This is a genomic window from Roseburia hominis (assembly GCA_040702975.1).
Lineage (GTDB): Bacteria > Bacillota > Clostridia > Lachnospirales > Lachnospiraceae > Allocoprococcus > Allocoprococcus hominis_A.
Map to the genome: position 1 here is coordinate 898,518 of CP159990.1, position 21,165 is coordinate 919,682.

The window sequence follows — 21,165 nt, forward strand, 5'->3', positions numbered from 1 at the left end:
TTAGAAACTGGTAAAGACTATTGTATGAAAATCAGCTTTTCTTATCTCTTACGTCCCACCTTAAATCCATATTTCAACGGATCGTCCGGATCGATCACATAGGTGGATTCTCCGGTCACATATGCGCTTCCGGTGATCTGTGGAATGACTGCGTCGAATTCTCCAATCTTGCTTTCCTTCAGGATTACTCCTTTGAATTTGGAACCGATAAAGCTCTCATACACGAACGGCTCCCCGATGCCAATCTCACCCCGTTTGTAGAGGGTGGCGAGCTTCGCGCTTGTCCCGGTACCGCAGGGAGAGCGGTCGGCCATATGATCCCCGAAAATCACTACATTCCGTTTGTCGCAGCCCGGCGTGTCGGTGTGGCAGTAGAATTCGGCAAGATCCACGGTAGTGATATCCAAAGTCGGATGCTTGATCTCGACTTCCTTATTTACCTGGTCGATCACATGCATTCCGAATTCCGTGAGCTTTGGAATTGAATCAGGATCTACGCTCCAGCCAAGCTGCTCGGCGTCGATGAGTGCAAAAGCTGCCGCCGAAAGCGATGTCATATGTGATCGTTTTTCCGTCCACAGTCGTGGTCAGGTTCTCCTTGTAAAGAAAGGCTGGAACATTCGTCAAAGTGACGCTCTGGACCTTGCCGTTCTTTACTTCTGCCCGGGTGCGGATGATTCCTGCCGGAGCGTCAAGCACCACCTCTGTGTAAGGCTCGACTGCCGGCACCAGTCCGGTCTCAATGATCGCGGTGACAGATCCGATCGTTCCGTGTCCACACATATTCAGATATTCTCCGGTATCCATAAAGATTACGCCGAAATCGGCTTCCGGGTGAATTGGGTCCGTGAGGAGCGCCCCGAACATATCGTGATGTCCACGTGGCTCGAACATCAGGGCACGGCGGTATTGATCATAGTTTTTGGCGAGAAAATTCTTCCGCTCGATCATCGTGTCCCCCTCCAGCTCAGGAAAGCCGGAGACGATGATGCGGGTAAACTCCCCTACCGTGTGCGTGTCGATGGCATGAAAAGCTGCCTCATATCGCTCTGTTTTTAATCTTGGATTGATTTCCATAATCCAAACCTCCTGACATGGTATCGTACGATGTGCTGCACCCGCATATCGTGCAGTGAATCCTGGCTGCCAAGCATACCTAAGTGAAGGTCTAGTGAACGTTCATCATGGTAGACTAAGTTCTAGTATGCGGTACAGCTTATGGGTTTATTATGACGGAAAAAGGGGGAAAAGTCAACGGATATTCAGGATTTCATTTTGCTCTTTTGGTTTCTATTAATAGAAGCATGATAGTTTCAGTGGTTCGAAATGCATGTGGTTGCAATATGAAAATATTCACCGTCTGGGACAGAATAAAGGTTGCGAAATGAAACTGAATGGAGTATAATACTACTTAAGAAAGGCAGAAAGCGGTGGTATTTTATGAAGAACAAATTTCATGAGAACTTAACGATTCTTAGAAAAGCAAGGAATTATACGCAGGCGCAGATTGCGGACAGATTGGACATTTCTCGTTCCACCTATGCGAATTATGAAGCGGGAAAACGCTCACCGGATTTGGATATGCTGGAGAAAATCAGCGTGGTGCTGGATGTTTCTATAGATGAACTTTTTGGAAGGCGCCCGAGGAAGATGTGGGATGTCATTTGCGAAGATCCGGCTCCTTACGGGACGGACACGGACTTGTCCATACGCAGAGCGTCTGCAGTTAAAAGAGCGATACTGGATGTCCCGGGGCGAAACAAAAGAAAAGGCCTGGCGATTGGTGAGCAGAGCTTTCGGAAGATGCGGGAGGCGGAGCTATTATACGGATAAGACTCGAATGATAGCAGAATTCCTGAAAAGTGACACTGTAGTGACTTTGATTACCCGTCCAAGAAGGTTTGGCAAGACACTGAATATGTCCATGCTGGCAGAGTTTTTGGATTGCACCAGGGATTCGGAGGAACTTTTTGCCGGAACCGAGATTATGAATCTGGGGTTTACAGAAGAGATGAACCGGCGTCCAGTGGTGTTTTTTTCATTTCATAATGTCAAAGGAAGGACGAAGGAACTTCTGCTTCGCAATCTATTCCAGGCCTTGTCCGTAGAGTATCAGCGTTATGAGACAATCTGGATGGATGAGCGGGTAAACGAGAAAGTGAGAAGAGAACTGGCGGATATTTATGAGGTATTGCAGGCTAACAGCGGAATTGACCGGGAAGTACAGGAAAAGATTGCGTATGCGATTCAGAAATTGAGCCAGGCTCTGTATGAATATTATGAGGAAGAGGTCTATATTCTGATTGATGAATATGACACTCCGTTTATCGAAGCACAGGTGAGTGGTTATTATTCGGAAATCCATGATATCCTGGCAATTCTGCTTGGCTCCGCTCTGAAAGGGAATCAAGCCATTAAAAAGGCGATGCTGACAGGCATTCAGAGGGTCGCAAAAGAAAATATTTTTTCGGGACTGAATAATCTGTCAGTCTGCACGGTGAAAGACCCAGAGTATTCAGATTGCTTTGGTTTCACGAAGGAGGAGACCGAAGAATTGCTTAACTATTATGGGCTCAACCTGACTGAGGAAGTGAAGGACATGTACGACGGCTACCGGTTTGATACGACAGAGGTATATAATCCCTGGTCCGTGATAAACTATGCGTCCCGAAAGCGACTGGAGCCATACTGGGTGAATACCAGTGAGAATAAGATGATTCGCGATGCGATGGACCAGTGCGGGCCGGAATTCAGGGAAGAATATGAGGAACTGATAAGAGAGGGGCGCGTGACGCCGACAGTGCAGATTGAGACCTCTTTTTATGAATACCAGAGCAGTGATTCTTTGTGGGGGCTTCTGATTAATGCGGGTATGGTCACGATTGAGGAAGTAATTGATATTGATATGTATACCCTTCGGATCCCTAACAGCGAAGTGGCCCGTGCCTTCCGCGGGCTGACCGCGCATCATCTGAATGTGCGGGAGAGCAGTCTGAATCATATGTTTTTAAGTCTCAGATTAGGGGATATGGAGCGTTTTGCGGGTCAGTATCGCAGAACTGTGTTGGAACTGCCATCCTATCATGATCTGAAGGACGAGAACAGTTACCATATGTTGATGCTTGGTATGTGTGCGTTCCTGTCAGGGGATTGTGAGATTAAGAGTAACCGTGAGAGTGGAAAAGGCAGAAGCGATATCATTCTGAGGTCGAAGAACGGGAAATATCCAAACGTGATCATGGAGTTCAAATACACAAAAGAGGAGAAGGAAGACCTGCATAGTCTTGCCATGGCTGCGATTCGGCAGGTGAAGGAGAAACAATACGACGCCGGAATGCAGGGGCCGGTGTGGTATATGGGACTTGCGCACTACGGCAAAGAGACAGAGGTCGTGTGGGAACAGGCGGATTTTCGGTAAAAAGGTATTGAAAAAACATATAAACTATGGTAAGGTAATTAGGTCGATAACATATAATATCTGGGGGTAGATGGGTAACTGGTGTGCCTCCTAGTCTTCAAAACTAGTGTGGGGCGTTAAGAGCGTCCTGGGTGGGTTCGATTCCCACATGCCCTCGCCAGAAAAGATCATGAAAGTGTTTTAATAGAGCGGCTGTCGTTTGAGAACGACAGCCGTTTTACTGATACAAAGCATACCGAAGCCAACGTCCGGCGGACATTCATCCTGGTTGTCAGGCATACCTGAAATAAGGTCCAGAGAATCTTATAAAGGATCAGTTTTCACTTCTTTGTTATTAATTTAACAAAGAAAGCCATATGTTGATATATATTTTGTTAATAATATAGAAAAATGCTTAACCAAATTTGAATCACGGAAAAATACACTTTTTATTGATAAACTGTTGACAAAAAGAAAGGAGATTGATATAGTATTTGTATAGAAAAAGCCATTTATAGGAATTGTTTATGGTTAAAATGTACAAATTTTGTAAATGCTAAATATAGTTTTTTTTGTCTCGCTGCATAATCTATAAACTTTTTATAAGGTTGTTTTAAAGAATATGCAGATTGATGTTAGAATCGGAAATAAGGGTTTGGCGACTTATTCTAAGTTGTCATGCCCTTTTTATTTTGCCTTGAAGCAAAAATAATAAAAGGAAATTTTAATAAAAATATTGAATATAGTTTTTTGTCTCGCTGCACAATTCATAGAGTTTATTTATGAGGCTGCTCTAAAATGTGTGCAGATTGATGTTAGAATCGGAAATAAGGGTTTGGCGACTTATTCTAAGTCGTCATACCCTTTTTTATTTTGCCTTGAAGAAAAAATAATAAAAAGAAAGATTCAGGCAAAACGAGAAACCAATTACAAAGGAGGGGTGAGAGAGAACGTATATTTAGTCGGAATCGTACTAAATATAAGAGGTAACAAACACAATAACGATCAAGGTGGTAAATCGGAAGAAGTCTAAAAAGACATCCGAGGTAGTGTCAAGTAATCTATGAAAAAACGAGCCGAAAAAATAGGCTCAAATGAACCTTGAAAATTGCAAATATATCACACAATAAGTCCTCCGAAGGCTCAGGGCTCTGCCCTAAGAACCAGCAAGGAGCCAGCCCTTTGACCCATTTTCGGGCTCTGCCCGAACCCGTTCTCGCCGGAAGGCAGGAAAAGGGCGCAATTGCCCCTTTTCTGCTGGACAGGATAATCCGAGAACTTTATGTCAAGTGACTTTCGCGGCATAACGGGGCCTCTGCCCCATTATTCCACGGTTCACCTGACAACAGTTCCGCTCCGTTTATGCAGTTCCCGATTTTTGTAGATTCAGGATTGTCTGCTGACCGAGGAAGATCAGGAGCTGCCATTTTCCCGGCATATTGTCCGTGCCTTTCAGCATATCCACTTCGTTAAGTACATGATAGTTGTTGTGCTTGTGAGGACGGAGAAAGTTATAATAAGCAACCCATAAAGCCAGGTCATAGTTGGCACCGTCGATGTTGTCAAATCCGTTTGTTTTCCGGTAGGATGCTTTGTATGTGCGGTTGAGCCGCTCGATCATCTGTTTGAATGGCCGGAACTCTTTGGAAACAGCATCGTCGTTGGTAAGTCCAATCACCTGAGTGATGTTGAATTTAAAAGCATCACCGAATTCATGGAAGAACTGCTGTGCCGCTAAGGGATAGGCACTGTAACCATCAGCAATAAAACGGAAGTTTTTGGGAAGTTCTTTCAAGTGGCGGAAGGCCATGCGCATCGCCATGATGCAGGGGCCGACACCACGGTTATCAGACACCTGGTAACCGATAATGGAACGTTTGGCGGCGTCCATGATGAACCAGATATAGGTCTTGATCCCGCGGATTTTGATGTAGGTCTCATCAGCGGTAAAGGTATCACCGGCATCATAATCGTAGTTGTCTACAAAAGGTTTGATACAGATGGCGGCTGTCTTGCAGTAGTTGGCGATCTGCTGGTGGGAGATCTGGATGTTATACAGGTCTTTGAGAGCCTGCGAGGTCTTTCTGAGGGAAAGGCTGAGGTTCACGTGAAGTGTCAGACACAGGGACATGACATGGGAGTCGAACTTGCTGAACCTGAGGGAGGAAGCATTCCTGGGGAGAGAGTTTAAGTCCATCTTAAAGAAATCTATCGTGAATTCACGGTAGATATAATGGAGCTTGTATTCGTTCTTGCCATAATCTTTTTCGAGATGTTCTTTATCGACTTTCTTCAGGTTATGAAGATAGTAAGGGCATTTCGGGTTGACGCATTTATGGATGATAAAGTGCTTGCGTTCTTTCTTATGTGCCAGAGCGTTGCCGCAGTGAGGGCAGCGAAGGGTGTATTGTTTAGAGAAACGGTTCTCATCAGGAGAAAAAGTGGTGTTGCAGACCTTACATTTAATCTGCCCCTTTTTACCGTTGTTGCGGTAGAGGAAGGGCTGGGGAGCATGACAGCAGGGACATATGAGGTCCTCAGGGATATCGCATTCCTTGCGGCGTGCAATAGGTCTGATCTTTTCGTGATACTTGTGATCAAAGTAGGGAATCAGGAGCTGCCAGTCCCAGTCATTTTGATGGATCTGCATTTTGGGAAGCTCATCAGTTTTGAACTTCTGGTATTTAGGAGAATGAGAATCATCAAAGGCCCACTGCTTGAGGGGGATATATTTGCAGATAAAGTGAATCAGCCAGCAGTTTTGTTGGTAAAGATATTGAATTACAGAGAGTAAGTATTGTATAATGTCCATGAGCATTGGCTCCTTTCGTGAGTGTTGTTTTGGTCGATGACATTATACACGAAAAAGGGAGGTCAATGCTCTTTTTATTGCAGATTTCCCTAAAAATCAAGGTTTTTATAAGATTTTGGAACAAAAAAACAGGTAGTTTTTGACACTACCACATCCGACCAGGAGGGAGAAATATGGAATTATTATTAAAAAATGCGATTATCGTTACAGTGAACAAAGAAAGAGAAATTATTTATGACGGCGCAATGGCTGTTGACAATGGAAGAATTGTAGCAGTTGGACATGAAGCAGACGTGCTGAAAGAGTATCCGACCGCAGATCGGGTAATGGATCTTAATGGAAAGATCGTATTCCCGGGATTTATCAATACACATAATCATCTGTTCCAGACACTGCTCAAAGGCTTGGGAGACGATATGGTGTTAAGTGACTGGCTGGCAACAATGACTTTCCCCGCTGCACAGTATCTGGAGCCTGAAGACTGCTATTATGACTCTATGCTGGGATGTATGGAAGGAATCCACAGTGGTATGACTACACAGGTTGACTATATGTACCCGCATGCAAGAGAAGGCTTAAGCGACGGCGTGATCAAAGCGTATAAAGAACTCGGTATCCGTGGAATCTTCGGAAGAGGATGTATGGACGTAGGACTTGAATTCGGAGTATGTCCGGCAATCACACAGCAGCCTGACCAGGTAGAGAAGGATCTTGTTCGTATTTTTGATACATATCACAATACAGAGAATGAAAGAATTAAAGTATGGGTAGCTCCGGCTGCACTGTGGTCTAACTCAGAAAAAATGCTCAGAATGCTCTGGGATGTGACGAACAGCTATAAGTCTGGATTTACCGTTCATGTATCCGAGACTCCGTTCGACCGTATGGCAACCAACACACTTCATGGATGTGAAGGTACGGACTGCCTGGAAAAACTGGGAATTCTTGGAGAGAACGTGCTTATGGTTCACTGCGTGTATCTGAATGATAAGGATATCAGACGTTCTAAATATTATGACCTGAAGGTTTCACACAATCCGGTCAGCAACATGTATCTGTCATCAGGCGTGGCACCGATTCCGAAACTCCTCAATGCAGGTGTTACCTGTAGCCTTGGTGTAGACGGTGCGGCAAGCAACAATGGTCAGGATATGATCGAGCTGATGAAGACAGCATCTCTGCTTCAGAAGGTTGACACACTTGACCCGACAGTTATCACAGCAGAGAAGGTTCTGGAGATGGCTACCATCGACGGAGCAAGAGCAATTGGTTTGGAAGACGAGATCGGTTCTCTTGAAAAAGGCAAAAAAGCTGATTTCGTTATTTTCAACCCGTACCTTAACCCGAAGGCTATTCCGGTTCATAACCCGGTATCTACACTGGTATACTCTTCCAGCATGCAGAATATCGAGAGCGTGGCAGTAGACGGACAGTTCATCATGGAAAATGGTATCATCACCAAGGTTGAGAACGAAGAGAAGGTGCTTCGTGAGGCACAGAAGACGGCTGAGAACCTCTGCGAGCGCGGAAAAATTACGAACCGTATGGACGGACATAAGTGGAAGAGCATTGCGTTCTAATTAAGAGCTGTATGGTTCAAATGAAAGGAATTCACTATGGAAGTAATTCATTTTAATCTAAACGGAGAAGATCGGGAACTGAAGATCGAAAAAGGACAGAGACTGCTTGATATTTTGCGGGATGTTTATCACATGACAGGAACCAAATGTGGCTGCAGTACAGGTGATTGCGGGGCATGTATGGTCGTGATGAACGGTGAGGCGGTTCGTTCCTGTCTTATTAATGCCGGCAAGCTGGAAGGAAGCAGAGTTCTTACCATAGAGGGTATGAGCGATGGAGAACATTTACATCCGATTCAGCAGGCATTTATCGATGCGGGAGCGATACAGTGCGGTTTCTGTACTCCGGGGATGATCATGTCGGCGAAAGCTTTGCTTGATAAGAATCCAAATCCGACAGAAGCGGAAGTGAGAAAAGCGATCAGCCCGAACCTGTGCAGATGCACGGGCTATGAAAAAATTGTCGAAGCAATTCTATTGGCTGCTGACAGATTGGGGAGGTAGAGTTCATGAACGAGAAATTTCGTGTATTAGGAAAAGACAAACCAAATCGTGATGCAGCACTTAAAGCGACAGGCAGTAAGAGATATGTGGCAGATATGGAATTTCCGGGCATGCTCTATGCGAAGGTATTATTTAGCCCGGTAGCACATGCGAAGATCAAGAGCATCGACACAAGCGAGGCGGAGGCTCTTCCGGGAGTGCGTGCGGTTGCATGTTACAAAAATGTGCCGCAGGTAAGATATAACAGTGCAGTACGTTTTATAGAACATCAGATTCCGAATACGGAGAGAATTTTTGACGATACGGTACGCTTTGTGGGAGATCGCGTGGCAGCAGTAGCGGCAGACAGCCTTAAGATCGCTGAAAAAGCGGTAAAGCTGATCCATGTAGAGTATGAAGAGCTTCCTATTTTGCTGGATGTGGAAGAGGCTGCAAAGCCGGACGCATACCCGATTCATGAAGGCGGCAATGTAGTAGGAGAGAACATTGTAAATGCCGGGGATATCGAAAAAGGCTTTGCAGAGTCAGACTACATATTTGAGGACCGCTATGAGACACAGCCGATTCATCCCGGCGCGATCGAGACCCATGTGGCAGTGGCGGATTGGAACTATGAGAATAAGCTCACGATCTACAGCCCATGTCAGAACACCTTTGGATTCCGTGTCATCTTAAGCAGGATATTCGGACTTCCTTACAACAAGATCCGTCTTGTTTCTCCGGCAATCGGAGGAGGCTTCGGCGGAAAACTTGAGATGGTGCTGGAGCCGATCGTGGCAGTTCTGTCGAAGATGACGAGGCGTCCGGTCCGGCTGGAGTATAACCGTAAGGAGACCATGCTTGGCACGAGAGTGCGGCATGCGTCCGTGGCTTACGTAAAGACCGGTGTTATGAAGGATGGAACTATTCGCGCAATGGATATCCGGATGTTCACCAACACAGGAGCCTATGCGTCCAGCGCCCTGAACGTAAGCGGCGCGATGTCCCATAAGGTATTCAAGGCATACAAGATTGACAATATGAGATTCGAGAACCATCCGGTCTACACGAACACGCCGATTGCGGGCGCTATGAGGGGATATGGCTCACCTCAGGCATTTTTCGGAATGGAGCGTCAGATCAATAAGATCGCGAAGACGCTGGGAATTGATCCGGTCGAAATGCAGAGACGTAATCTGGTAGATCCGGACAGTCTGGATCCCTGCTTCCACACACCTCATGGTAATCCGAGAGTAAAGGACTGCCTGGAGAGAGCGGTAGGGCTTATCCATTACGAGGATGCCCTGAAAGAGCAGGAGGCTACGAAAAATGATGATATCCGGATCGGCGTTGGAGTGGCGGCCGGAGTTCATGGAAATAACTGTTTTGGAGCTCACAGAGACACGACGACTTCCATGATCAAGATGAACGAGGATGGAAGCTGTATTCTCTTTACCGGTTCCCATGATATGGGAAATGATAACGTGGGCCTTCAGACGGAGATCGTCTCAGAGGTGTTGGGGATCAGTCTGGACCGAATCGATGTGGTTCAGGCAGATACAGACGGTTGTCTGTGGCATCTGGGCGATTATGCGAGCCGAGGCACATTCGTGGCAGGAGAAGCTGTCAGAAAGACAGCAGAGTCCATGAAAAAAGAGCTTCTAAAGCAGGCGGCAGAGGTCCTCGAGGTGCCGGCAGAGGAGATCGATCTGTATGACGACACGGCGTGGTGGATTAAGGATGAGAATAAACACGTTTCACTGGCAGAGGTCATGCTCCACTGTCAGCGTGATAACATCAAAGAGCTTTGTGTCAGCGAGACGCATGTGGCGAATTGCAGCCCCACCTCCTATGGCGTACATATAGCGAAGGTGCAGGTCGACACAAAGAGTGGAGAAGTAAAGCTTTTGGAGTATGCCGCGGTGCAGGACGCAGGACGTATTCTGAACCCACTTACGATAACAGGCCAGTTGGCAGGCGGAGTTCATATGGGACTTGGCTATGCACTGTCAGAAGGCATGGAATACGATGAAAAGGGAAGGCCGCTTACGACCAACCTGAAAAAATATCATATTTTGCGGGCGGATGAGATGCCCAAATTATATTTGGATTTTGCAAAAGAGGGGGCCGGTGAAGCCGGCGGACCTTATGGGGCAAAGAGCCTGGGCGAGAGCCCGGTCGTACCTGTGGCCCCGGCAGTGCTGAATGCCATCAGCAATGCAATACGCAGGGAAATCAATACTCTTCCTGCAAAACCGGAGAAGATCCGGAAAGCAATGGAGGGACCAGAAGAAACATATTAGGAGGTGAAAGGCATGGTAAAAATTCTCGGTATTTGCGGAAGTCCCAGACAAAAATCGTCCTATACGGCACTTCAGGCAGCTTTATCTGCAGCAGAGGCACAGGGAGATGTGGAAACAGAACTTATCTCACTCAGAGCTAAGAAGATCAACCCCTGTATACACTGTAACAAGTGTCTGCGCGATGAGGCGGACAGATGTACCATCTATACGGATGATATGACGGAGATCTATGATAAGTTCTATGAGGCAGATGGAATCATCATCATATCACCGGTATACGACATGAATATTACCCCGCAGCTTTCGGCATTTATGAGCCGTTTCCGTTCAGCATGGAGAATCAGCGCGAGAGATCAGTACTTCTTTACCAAGAAGGTGGGAGCAGCGATGAGCGTTGGCGGAACACGTAACGGCGGTCAGGAAGGCGTGATCCATTGTATCATGAACTTCTATAATACACACGGAATCACAATCTGCAACGGTGGCGGTGAAGTGTATGCCGGAGCAGCTCTGTGGAGTCCCGGAGACGGATCTCAGACAATGGATGATCCGATCGGCTTAAGGAATGCACAGACTCTTGGAGCGAAGGTTGCGGTTATGGCAAAGATTATGAAAAATGCAGATATATAAGTGTAAAAGCTAACCCCTTAGACACCGTTTCGGTCTTAAGTATGCATTTAACATGAAAATAGCTGCTGTTATTGAATTTTTCTGCGGTCGCGGGGCGCTAAAGCGCCCCGGAGAAAAAACAAAATTCTAAAGGGCTGTAATGCAAGACGGCAGCATTACAGCAAAAGGAGAAATAATATGAAGATGACATATGGCATTAATGATAAGGTACCTATAGCAAAAGCGATTCCACTGGCTATGCAGCACGTATTTGTAATTTTTACAGGAACAATTGTAGGAAGTACATTGCTGGCACAGGGAGCCGGACTGGGCGTAAATGAGACGGCATTGATCATACAGTGTGGTATGCTGGCGTGCTGTCTGGCAAGTATGATTCAGTCATTCGGTATCAAGATCGGCAATTTCCAGATTGGTTCAAAACTTCCGATCATTACAGCCGGAAGCTATACACTTATCACGCCAATGGTTATGTTTGCTAATGATCCGGATATCGGATTGGGAGGATCTTTTGGAGCTGCGATTGTAGGAAGCTTGGTGCTGTTCCTGGCAGGCCCGGTCCTGATCAAATATCTGCATCGCTATTTTACACCGGTCGTTACGGGAACCGTTGTACTTACCGTTGGTCTTAGCCTGGTAACAACGGCCGTACAGAAGATGGTTGCTTATAATCCTGAAGGACCGGATGTATGGAAATTTTTTGCAATCGCAGGTTTCTGCGGAATTTTAGCATTGCTTATCGATATGTTTGCCAAGGGCTTCCTTCAGTCTCTGTCATTATTGATTTCCATCGTTATTGGTTATATTCTTTGTGTTGCCCTCGGAGTTGTTGATTTTTCATCTATGCGCGAAGCTGCATGGGTAGCAGTTCCGAAACCGCTTAACTGGGGTATTTCTTTTAATATTGGTGCAATCATTACAGTATGCTTCGTACATATTGCGACTTTGATGGAAAATATCGGAGATACAACAAGTATCGTAAGTAACGCAGAAGACAGAATTCCGACCAGAAATGAGTTGATGCAGACAATCCGAGGAGATGCTTTCGGTAGTGTTATCGCAGGCTTCCTGAACGGACTTCCGGTATGTTCCGCTACACAGAATGCTGGTGTACTTGCTATGTCAGGATGTGCAAGCCGCTGGGTAACCGGTCTTGGAGCTATTATCTTCGGTGTATTCGCATTCTTCCCGAAAATTTCTCAGATTCTTGCTCTGATTCCTGACCCGGTACTCGGAGGAGTTCTCATGGTAGCATTCGGAAGCATCATGGCAAGCGGTATCCGTGTAATCGGAATGGGCCGTATGACCAAGAGAAGTATGACGATTGTAGGTGTAGCGCTTGCGGTAGGTATCGGCGGACAGTATGCACAGGATTATCTTGTGTTCCTGCCGACAACCATTCTTACAATCTTCACAGGAATTTCCGGTAGTGCAATCATAGCATTAGTTCTTAACATTATTCTTCCTAAGACAGACGAGGATAGAGAATATGATAAGGAATTCCAGAAATCTATCGGTATGGAAGTAGATAAATAGTGATATAGGGCAAATACGAGGAATGCCAGATGGGGCATTCCTCTTGCCTAATGGAGAAGATGATATGGAACAATATTGTTTGCGAATAAATGGAAAAGAATATGTTTGCCTGGCAGAGCCTAATTGGACCCTGCTTTATGTGCTTCGGGAGGTATTGGATCTGACAGGAACCAAATGTGGATGTAATACAGGGGATTGTGGAGCCTGTCGTGTGATTGTGGACGGCGAGGCGGTCAATTCCTGTGTGATACAGGTGAGAAATGCGGTCGGAAAATCTATCGAGACGATAGAAGGCGTGGCAAAAGATGGAAAGCTGCATCCGATCCAACAGGCGTTCATCGACTGTGGCGCGGTTCAGTGCGGTTTTTGTACTCCGGGGATGATCATGTCGGCAAAAGCATTGTTAGATAAGAACCTGAATCCGACGGAGGAGGAGATCCGTGAAGCTATCGCAGGCAATCTCTGCCGTTGTACCGGTTATGTTAAGATTGTAGCGGCAATCAACCAGGCGGCACAGATGATGCGTGCAGAGAGTGAGGAGTAAGATGAAAGGTGATGTGATTAAAAACGGAGTAGTTGGTAAGACAAAGCCTGTTCGTGATGCAATCCAGAAGGTGACAGGAGAGATTCGGTATGTAGGTGACATGAAGCTGCCTCATATGCTGCACGCAAAGGTGTTGTTCAGCACGGTTGCTCATGGAAAGATCAGGAAGATAGACACTTCAAAGGCTGAGGCGCTTCCGGGAGTAAGAGCAGTTGTATGCTATAAGGATGCCCCGAAGGTGCGGTATAACAGTAACGGAGAAGACCGGAACGACTTTCCGTCCGAGATGATATTTGAAGATCATGTGCGCTATGTCGGTGACAAAGTAGCGGCGGTAGCGGCAGATACACCGAAGATAGCGGAACAGGCGGTAAAGCTCATAGAGGTTGAATATGAGGAGCTGCCTTTCTACCTGGATCCGGAGGAGGCCATGAAGGAAGGGGCTGCCCCGATTCATGAGAATGGCAATATCCTGCAAGAGGTTCATATGTCAAGCGGTGATGTAGACCAGGCATTTCAGGATGCGTATCGTGTCTATGAGAGAAGATTTACATTACCGGCTGTTCATCACAGCGCGATGGAGCCGCATGGATGTATCGCGGATTATTCGGCGGACGGGAAACTGACCATCTATACTCCGACCCAGGATACTTTTGGACAGAGGGATAATCTTCAGAGAATCTTTGGCCTTCCCATGAATAAAATACGGGTGGTCAATCCTGTTATGGGCGGTGGATTCGGAGGAAAAATAGATCTGATCACCGAACCGGTGGCGGCACTTTTGTCCATGAAGACCCGGAAACCGGTAAAGCTTGTTTATACCCGTGCGGAGGCGATCGCAAGCAGCCGTACCAGACACGGAATGGTGGTCTACAATAAGATGGGCGTGGACCGTGAAGGCAATATCACGGCACTGGACATCAAGGCGATCGTCAATGCCGGTGCACAGACCAGCTGTACCATGAGTGTGACCTGGGCGATGGGCGGTAAAATATTTAAGAATCTAAAGACAAAAAATATACGGTTCCATGGAATCCCGGTATATACGAATACCGAGCCGGCAGGTGCCATGAGAGGCTTCGGCTCTCCGCAGGCATTTTTCGGCGAACAGTGTATGATCAATACGATTGCAAAGGATCTCGGAATCAGTGTCGCCAAGATGCAGATGAGGAACCTGGTGGAGCCGTTTGATGTGGATCCGGGCAATCAGTCCTCACACGGCAATGCGAGGGTCAGAAAATGTCTGGAAAAGGGAATGGAGCTTCTGGAATACGAGGATGCCATGAAGGAGCAGGAACTGTCAAAGAAAGAAAATGGCCGTTACCGCATCGGAGTGGGGATTGCCTGCGGTGCGCATGGAAACGGGCTGTATGGCATTATGCCGGATACGACTGCGGTGACGATCAAGATGAATGAGGACGGCTCCGCCACACTTATGACCGGTGTAAGCGACATGGGAAATGGTTCCGTGACAGTACAGATCATGGTGGCGTCAGAAACTCTTGGCATTCCAATGGAGAAGTTTGCATGCGTGCAGGCAGACACGGAGGCTACGATGTTCGACATGGGGGCCTATGCCAGCAGAGGAACCTTTGTGGGTGTCAGTGCAGCGCTTAAAACGGCGAGAAAAGTAAGAGAGGTTCTTGCAGAGGAGGCTTCAAAGCTGCTTGAGGTTCCGGCGGAGGATCTGGAATTTGCAAATGAGGAAGTCTTCAGCGTCAGGGATGAATCGAAACGGGCAACTTTGAAAGAGGTCATGACTCATGCGATGAAGGTGACGCAGCGGGATGTCTGTATATCAGAGACATTTGCAAGCAGTGCGGCGCCGATGTCATACGGAGCCCATCTTGTCAAGGTGCAGGTAGATACACAGACCGGTGAGGTGCAGCCTCTTAAGTATGTGTCCGTGCATGATATCGGCAAGGCCATCAATCCCGGCAATCTGGAGGGACAGATGCAGGGCGGAATTCAGATGGGCTTAGGATATGCCCTGACTGAAGAAATCCGAAGGGATCCTAAGACCGGAAAGGTGCAAAATGCCACATATAAGAAATATCAAATATTCCGCGCCGACAAGATGCCGGAAATAAAAGTGGCAATGATCGAGGATAACGAAGAATCCGGTCCATTTGGTGCAAAGAGTATCGGAGAATGTGCGGTCGTACCGTCTCCGGGCGCAGTAGTCAATGCTGTTTCAAATGCGCTTGACTGCGAGTTCATGGACATTCCGCTGACGCCGGAACGGGTTTTGAAAGCGATAAAATAAACAGAATATTTATGCCAGCCATCCAGAGAGGTGGCTGGTTTTTTTAGTTGCGGGGCATGCCTAAGTGAAGATTCGGTGTACCTTCACTTAGGTATTCTCGCATAAAAAAGTTATATGCGGACAGAAGGAAATAAAAAATAGACTATAGTCTAGTATGGAGTTCAGTTTTTTGCTACAAATTCATGCAAATCTATTGAAATAACCCGTATTATTTGCTACAATTAGGGCGAATTATAGGAGGAGTGGTCATGGGAAACTTACAAATTTTATTGCGTCAGCATGTAGGTGCACCCTGTGAGGCAGTTGTAAAAGAGGGCGACAGAGTAGAAAAAGGAACTTTGATCGCAAGACCCACCGGGCTGGGAGCGAATATATTTTCCAGTGCATATGGCGAGGTCGTGTCTGTACAGGATGACCGAATTGTGATCAGACCGGATGAAGAGCAGCCGGAGACCTTTGTTCCGATTCCGGAAGGAACGAAACTGGAGATGGTAAAAGCGGCCGGAGTTGTCGGAATGGGCGGCGCCGGATTCCCCACGGGCGTGAAGTTGGGAACGGACCTCGCCGGCGGTTATATTTTGATCAACGCCGCAGAGTGTGAGCCGGGGCTTGTGCATAATATCCGCCAGTTGGAAGAGGATGCGCCGAAGGTGATCCGCGGTGTCAAACATAGTATGGAGATCACGAATGCGTCAAAAGCCATATTTGCAATTAAGAAGAAGAATGAGAAAGCAGTTGCCCGTCTGCGGGAATTGTTGAAGGAAGAAGAGAATATTACGATTCATTTGCTGCCGGATATCTATCCTATGGGGGAGGAACGTGCGGTAGTACGTGAATGTCTGGGTGTTGAACTTGGCACGACGCAGCTCCCGTCTGCGGCGGGTGCGGTCGTCTGCAATGTAGAGACTTTGGCGAGAGTTTCCGAGGCGATTGATGAGAGGAAGCCTTGCTACTCCAAGAATCTGACGGTAGTCGGAAAGCTGAATGGTGGAAACGCTCCCCATGTATTCATGGACGTTCCTGTGGGGACAAGCGTGGAAGAACTCATCGAGAGAGCAGGCGGTATTGACGGCGTCTACGGTGAGATCATCATGGGCGGTCCATTTACCGGGAGAGCGACCGGTAAGGAAGAGCCGATCACCAAGACGACGGGCGGAATTATCGTGACGATCGATCTGCCGGATCTGCATGGGGCGAAGGTAGGGCTTTTGGTCTGTGCGTGCGGTGGAAGTGAGGAGCGTATGCGTGACATCTGCGCGAAGATGAACGGCCAGGTGGTATCGGTAGCGCGGTGCAAGCAGGCGATCGAGAACAAACCGGGAGCGCCGCTCAAATGTGAAAGACCGGGGAATTGCCCGGGACAGGCGAAGAACAACATTCAGTTCAGGAAAGACGGATGTGAGTATATCATTATCGGAAACTGTTCGGATTGCTCCAATACGGTCATGGGTTCTGCACCGAAGATGGGACTTAAGGTATTCCACCAGACAGACCATGTGATGCGGACGATCGGCCACCCGCTTTACCGGTATCTGCGGGTATCCAAGCAGGTGGAGCAGCTTCCCGATGGAAAATAGATTTCTGCATTTCCAGGGGTATTTTATGCCGGAGGAAATGTCAAATAGAGTGTAATAGAAAGATTGTAGGAGTTAAACAAGCATTTCACTAAGAAAACAGGAGGGAAAGATTATGTCAATTACGGCTGAGACAGCGAAAGAACACGCAAAAGACCCGGCAGTGCTTTGCTGCCGTGCGGAAGGCGGGATCACGATTCAGGTAGCGAACCTGGAGGATCCGGCAATTTTTGATGATCTGGTAGATTCCGGACTTTTGAATCTGGACGGCGCTCTTGCGATTGAGCAGGTTCTGGGTGCTAAGCTGGTAAAGACCTGTGATTCTCTGACTCCGCTGACCGTTGACCTGGTAGAGGGAGCAAAAGTGGCAGAAGCAGAGCAGGAACGAGAAGAAGCTTCGGCAGAGACGCCCGCAGAAGCAGCGCCGGCAGAACCGGCAAGAACGATGCCGGTAGTTTCCGGCTGCCAAGCATACCTAAGTGAACGTCCGGTGGACGTTCATCTCGGTGGAGTACTTAAGATTCATATTGGAGAGGGCAAAGATATTGATATCGAGATGCCCATGGGTTTTAACAGCGGTGTTGCCGGGGTAGAGATGCCTGCGCAGACGGCAGCAGATGCCGTGGCAGCACCGGAAGCAAAGGAGCAGGAGCCGAAGTTTATCCGCAGCGTGACAAGAAAGCATTATCAGATTACCGAGGTAAAACGTGGACCGGAGACGAAGATCGAAGGAACGACGCTCTATATCCGTGAGGGAATCGAGGCGGAGGCAATCGAGTCCCAGAAGCTGGTTCACAATCTGAAAATTGATATCATCACACCCGAGAAGTACCACACCTATTCTGAGACGATCATGGATGTACAGCCGATCGCAGCCAAGGAAGGGGATGACGAGATCGGAAGCGGTACCACGAGAGTTCTTGATGGCGTCATCATGATGGTGACCGGAACCGACGATAACGGAGTACAGATCGGCGAGTTCGGTTCTTCCGAGGGATATCTGGACGAGAACATCATGTGGAATCGCCCGGGCGCACCGGATAAGGGCGAGATCTTCATCAAAACAGAAGTGACTATCGAAGCGGGAACCAACATGGAAAGACCGGGACCGCTTGCTGCACATTCTGCAACAGATGTGATCACCCAGGAGATCCGTGAAGCACTTAAGAAACTGGATGATGAAAGCCTGGTAGTGGATACGGAGACGTTTGAACAGTACAGAAGACCGGGTAAGAAGAAAGTGGTCATCGTAAAAGAGATCATGGGACAGGGCGCGATGCATGACAACCTGATCCTTCCGGTAGAGCCGGTAGGCGTGCTGGGCGCAAAACCGAACGTAGATTTAGGAAATGTTCCGGTCATGGTTTCTCCGTTGGAGGTTCTTGACGGCTGTATCCATGCGCTGACCTGTATCGGACCGGCGTCCAAGGAGATGTCCAGACATTACTGGAGAGAGCCTCTGGTAAAAGAAGTGTTAAATGACGAAGAAGTGGACCTTTGCGGCGTGATTTTTGTGGGAAGCCCGCAGATCAATGCGGAGAAATTCTATGTATCCAAACGTGTGGGAATGATGGTGGAGGCGCTGGATGTGGACGGTGCATTCGTGACCACCGAGGGATTTGGAAATAACCACATCGATTTCGCGAGCCATATCGAGCAGATTGGTATGAGAGGAATTTCCGTAGTAGGAATGTCCTTCTGTGCGGTACAGGGTGCGCTGGTAGTGGGCAATAAGTATATGACTCACATGATCGATAACAATAAATCAGAGTCCGGTATTGAAAATGAAGTTCTGGCATGTAATACGCTCTGCAAAGAGGACGCAGTACGTGCACTTGCGATGCTGAAAGCGGCGATGGCAGGCGAAGAGGTGAAGAAGCCGGAGAGAAAATGGAATCCGAATGTGAAGTCCACCAATGTGGAACTGATCTCAAAGGATATGGATACGACTCTGGAACTGGTTGCCAATGAGCAGTCACTGCCGATGAGCCAGAAGAGGAAAGAAAAATACGACTAAGGCTTTTGAAGCTGGAAAGATAGAAGCGCAGATAAACAGGAAAAGCAGAAGGAAGGATTCAGATCCGGCAGGGTGAGAATCCAAAGCAGGTGGAAAAGATGCAGTACGGAGATAAGATTATTTATATGGAAGGCGTGATCGTAGAGATCCATGACGGCTGCGTAGGAATTGATCTGAAAGGCCGTTTGGGGTATCTTAAGATACCCATGCGGATGCTGATCACAGATTATCCGCTTAAGGTGGGCCAGGAGGTCGGCTGGAACATGAGCTTTATCGAGCAGCTTGGCCCCGAGAGCAATGAGAAATACGTAAGTAATCTGGAAAAGACGAGAAGGCTTAAGTCCGGACAGGATTCCTGTTAAATCTGTTTGAAAATGTCGGATAGATGAAGTCGCAGAGTATAGGACTACCTGCAGATTTTAGGAGGGAAAGATATGAGTTTAACAGTAGTAAAAAGGCTGCAGTCGGAAATCTATGTTCCGATCACTCCGCCGCCCGTATGGGCTCCCGTGAAAAAAGAGTTAAAGGACATGACGATCGCACTGGCTACCGCCGCAGGCGTACACCACAAGGATCAGGAGAGGTTCAACCTGGCAGGCGATTTTACATGGAGAAAGATTACGGATACCATGCCGTCAAACGAATTGATGGTGTCTCATGGTGGATATGACAACAGTGATGTCAACAAGGATATCAACTGTATGTTCCCGATCGACAGAATTCATGAGCTGGCAAAAGAAGGATTTATCAAAGCCTGTGCACCGGTACATGCCGGATTCATGGGCGGCGGCGGAAATCAGGAGAAATTTAAAGGCGAGACCGGACCTGCTATCGCGGAGATGTTCGTGCAGGAGGGTGTAGATGCAGTCATCCTTACCGCCGGCTGAGGCACCTGCCACCGCTCTGCAGTTCTGGTGCAGAGAGCGATCGAGGCGGCCGGAATCCCGACCATTATCATTGCCGCGCTTCCGCCGGTAGTACGTCAGACCGGTTCCCCGCGTGCTGTGGCTCCGCTGGTTCCCATGGGGGCAAATGCCGGACAGCCAGGCAACGTGGAGATGCAGACGGGCATCGTGAAAGCGACGCTGGAGGCTCTGGTGAGCATTGAGTCTGCCGGAAAGGTTGTTTCACTTCCGTTCGAGTATGTTGCGAAAGTATAAAAAGAGAATAGTTTTATGCATAATTAAGAGGCAGAGCCTTTCATGAATGTGGGGGGCTCTGCCTCTTGTCAGATGCTATGTATACGCCTGGAGAGATGTGGGAGGACTTTTAGCTGCTATGTATAAGCTCAAACTGTTCGGCGGAAAGGTTAGTTGCCATACATATGCCCAAAAACGTTCGATGGATGGTTTTTGGTTGCCATGCATGCCTAAGTGAACGTCCAGTGGACGTTCATCTCGGTTCCCTAGATATAACAATCGTGTTCCACGCTCCAGATATTGACCTGCCAGATGGAGCCGTCGGCGTTTTTGCGGAATTTGAGCTTTTCCTCCTGCTCTGTTTCTTCAATGGAGATGGTGACTTTTACGATTTCATAGTCATCGTCTTTTTCTACAAGTTCCATATCCGTCACTTCGACCGTTTGCCCGTAATAGGTATCCAGATAATAATAGCCGGTTGTGGAGAGAAAATAATTCAGGGAATTCGGACTAAAATATTTGCCGACAGCCTTCTCCCATGCCGCAGTGCGCGCTTCGGTTGCCTTGCGTACTTCTTCCTTCTCTTCCTCGGAAGGAACCTCAGTGCCTAAGCCGATCGTAAGATGGGGTTCTCTGTCATACAGGTCAGGGTTCGGGACGGTCATACAGGCTTTGATGATTGCCTGTGCACCTTCGCTGATTTCTTCCGGCGATTTTTCATTTGTCTTTTCGTTTTTCTTACAGCCGCTACATGCGATTGTGATAACGAGCAGCGTTAGTATGAGAATCGATAAATTTCTGGATGTGATTATTTTTTTCATAAAAACCTCGCCTCCTTATCTGAAAATAATAAGTCCATTAGTGATATCACAGTTTATTTAGTTTGG

15 protein-coding genes, 1 tRNA gene and 1 pseudogene are annotated in these 21,165 nt (G+C 47.6%); 14 read left to right on the plus strand and 3 right to left on the minus strand.

The genetic code is table 11. The features are described from left to right. Positions 1-41: 41 nt before the first annotated feature. Positions 42-1,077, minus strand: a pseudogene (locus tag ABXS75_04085) (proline racemase family protein). Positions 1,078-1,440: 363 nt separating this feature from the next. Here ABXS75_04085 and ABXS75_04090 point away from each other — a divergent pair. The 3 genes from ABXS75_04090 (at position 1,441) to ABXS75_04100 (ending at position 3,578) form a co-directional block, all read left to right on the plus strand. Beyond that, a complete protein-coding gene (locus ABXS75_04090; GenBank protein ID XCP85994.1) occupies positions 1,441-1,833 on the plus strand; it encodes a helix-turn-helix transcriptional regulator in 393 nt (130 codons plus the stop codon). A gap of 7 nt (positions 1,834-1,840) precedes the next feature. Further along, on the plus strand, positions 1,841-3,418 hold the full coding sequence (locus ABXS75_04095) for an AAA family ATPase (protein XCP85995.1): 1,578 nt from the start codon (positions 1,841-1,843) through the stop codon (positions 3,416-3,418). A gap of 62 nt (positions 3,419-3,480) precedes the next feature. Continuing rightward, a tRNA-Sec gene (locus ABXS75_04100) sits at positions 3,481-3,578 on the plus strand. Positions 3,579-4,757: 1,179 nt separating this feature from the next. On the opposite strand, the gene ABXS75_04105 is transcribed toward ABXS75_04100, so the two are convergent. Continuing rightward, positions 4,758-6,209, minus strand: coding sequence for a DDE-type integrase/transposase/recombinase (locus tag ABXS75_04105; GenBank protein XCP85996.1), 1,452 nt, complete (start codon positions 6,207-6,209; stop codon positions 4,758-4,760). A gap of 173 nt (positions 6,210-6,382) precedes the next feature. Here ABXS75_04105 and ABXS75_04110 point away from each other — a divergent pair, with 173 nt between their 5' ends. From ABXS75_04110 to prdB, 11 genes are all read left to right on the plus strand, one after another. Continuing rightward, a complete protein-coding gene (locus ABXS75_04110) occupies positions 6,383-7,789 on the plus strand; it encodes an amidohydrolase (GenBank protein XCP85997.1) in 1,407 nt (468 codons plus the stop codon). A 36-nt stretch (positions 7,790-7,825) separates the two neighbouring features. Further along, positions 7,826-8,293 (plus strand): (2Fe-2S)-binding protein, encoded by a 468-nt coding sequence (locus ABXS75_04115; protein XCP85998.1) that lies wholly within the window; start codon positions 7,826-7,828, stop codon positions 8,291-8,293. A 5-nt stretch (positions 8,294-8,298) separates the two neighbouring features. After that, positions 8,299-10,575, plus strand: coding sequence for a molybdopterin cofactor-binding domain-containing protein (locus tag ABXS75_04120; protein ID XCP85999.1), 2,277 nt, complete (start codon positions 8,299-8,301; stop codon positions 10,573-10,575). Between the two features lie 12 nt (positions 10,576-10,587). Continuing rightward, positions 10,588-11,205, plus strand: coding sequence for a flavodoxin family protein (locus ABXS75_04125; protein XCP86000.1), 618 nt, complete (start codon positions 10,588-10,590; stop codon positions 11,203-11,205). A 177-nt stretch (positions 11,206-11,382) separates the two neighbouring features. Continuing rightward, positions 11,383-12,738, plus strand: coding sequence for a solute carrier family 23 protein (locus tag ABXS75_04130; GenBank protein XCP86001.1), 1,356 nt, complete (start codon positions 11,383-11,385; stop codon positions 12,736-12,738). Positions 12,739-12,802: 64 nt separating this feature from the next. Then, a complete protein-coding gene (locus ABXS75_04135; protein XCP86002.1) occupies positions 12,803-13,282 on the plus strand; it encodes a (2Fe-2S)-binding protein in 480 nt (159 codons plus the stop codon). A gap of 1 nt (position 13,283) precedes the next feature. Next, positions 13,284-15,548: a molybdopterin cofactor-binding domain-containing protein gene (locus tag ABXS75_04140; protein XCP86003.1), complete on the plus strand. Its 2,265-nt coding sequence runs from the start codon at positions 13,284-13,286 to the stop codon at positions 15,546-15,548. 248 nt (positions 15,549-15,796) lie between these two features. After that, positions 15,797-17,125: a proline reductase-associated electron transfer protein PrdC gene (gene prdC, locus ABXS75_04145; GenBank protein XCP86004.1), complete on the plus strand. Its 1,329-nt coding sequence runs from the start codon at positions 15,797-15,799 to the stop codon at positions 17,123-17,125. A gap of 112 nt (positions 17,126-17,237) precedes the next feature. Next, the gene (gene prdA / locus ABXS75_04150; protein XCP86005.1) at positions 17,238-19,139 is read left to right on the plus strand and encodes a D-proline reductase (dithiol) proprotein PrdA; all 1,902 of its coding nucleotides are present in this window, start codon (positions 17,238-17,240) and stop codon (positions 19,137-19,139) included. A 98-nt stretch (positions 19,140-19,237) separates the two neighbouring features. Then, positions 19,238-19,501, plus strand: a complete 264-nt coding sequence (locus ABXS75_04155) for a CBO2463/CBO2479 domain-containing protein (protein XCP86006.1) — start codon at positions 19,238-19,240, stop codon at positions 19,499-19,501. Between the two features lie 72 nt (positions 19,502-19,573). Further along, complete coding sequence (prdB, locus tag ABXS75_04160; GenBank protein XCP86007.1) at positions 19,574-20,299, plus strand: D-proline reductase (dithiol) protein PrdB; 726 nt, start codon at positions 19,574-19,576, stop codon at positions 20,297-20,299. A gap of 245 nt (positions 20,300-20,544) precedes the next feature. Here prdB and ABXS75_04165 read toward each other — a convergent pair whose 3' ends face one another. Next, entirely contained in the window at positions 20,545-21,099 is a 555-nt protein-coding gene (locus ABXS75_04165) for a hypothetical protein (protein ID XCP86008.1), read from the minus strand. Positions 21,100-21,165: the final 66 nt, after the last annotated feature.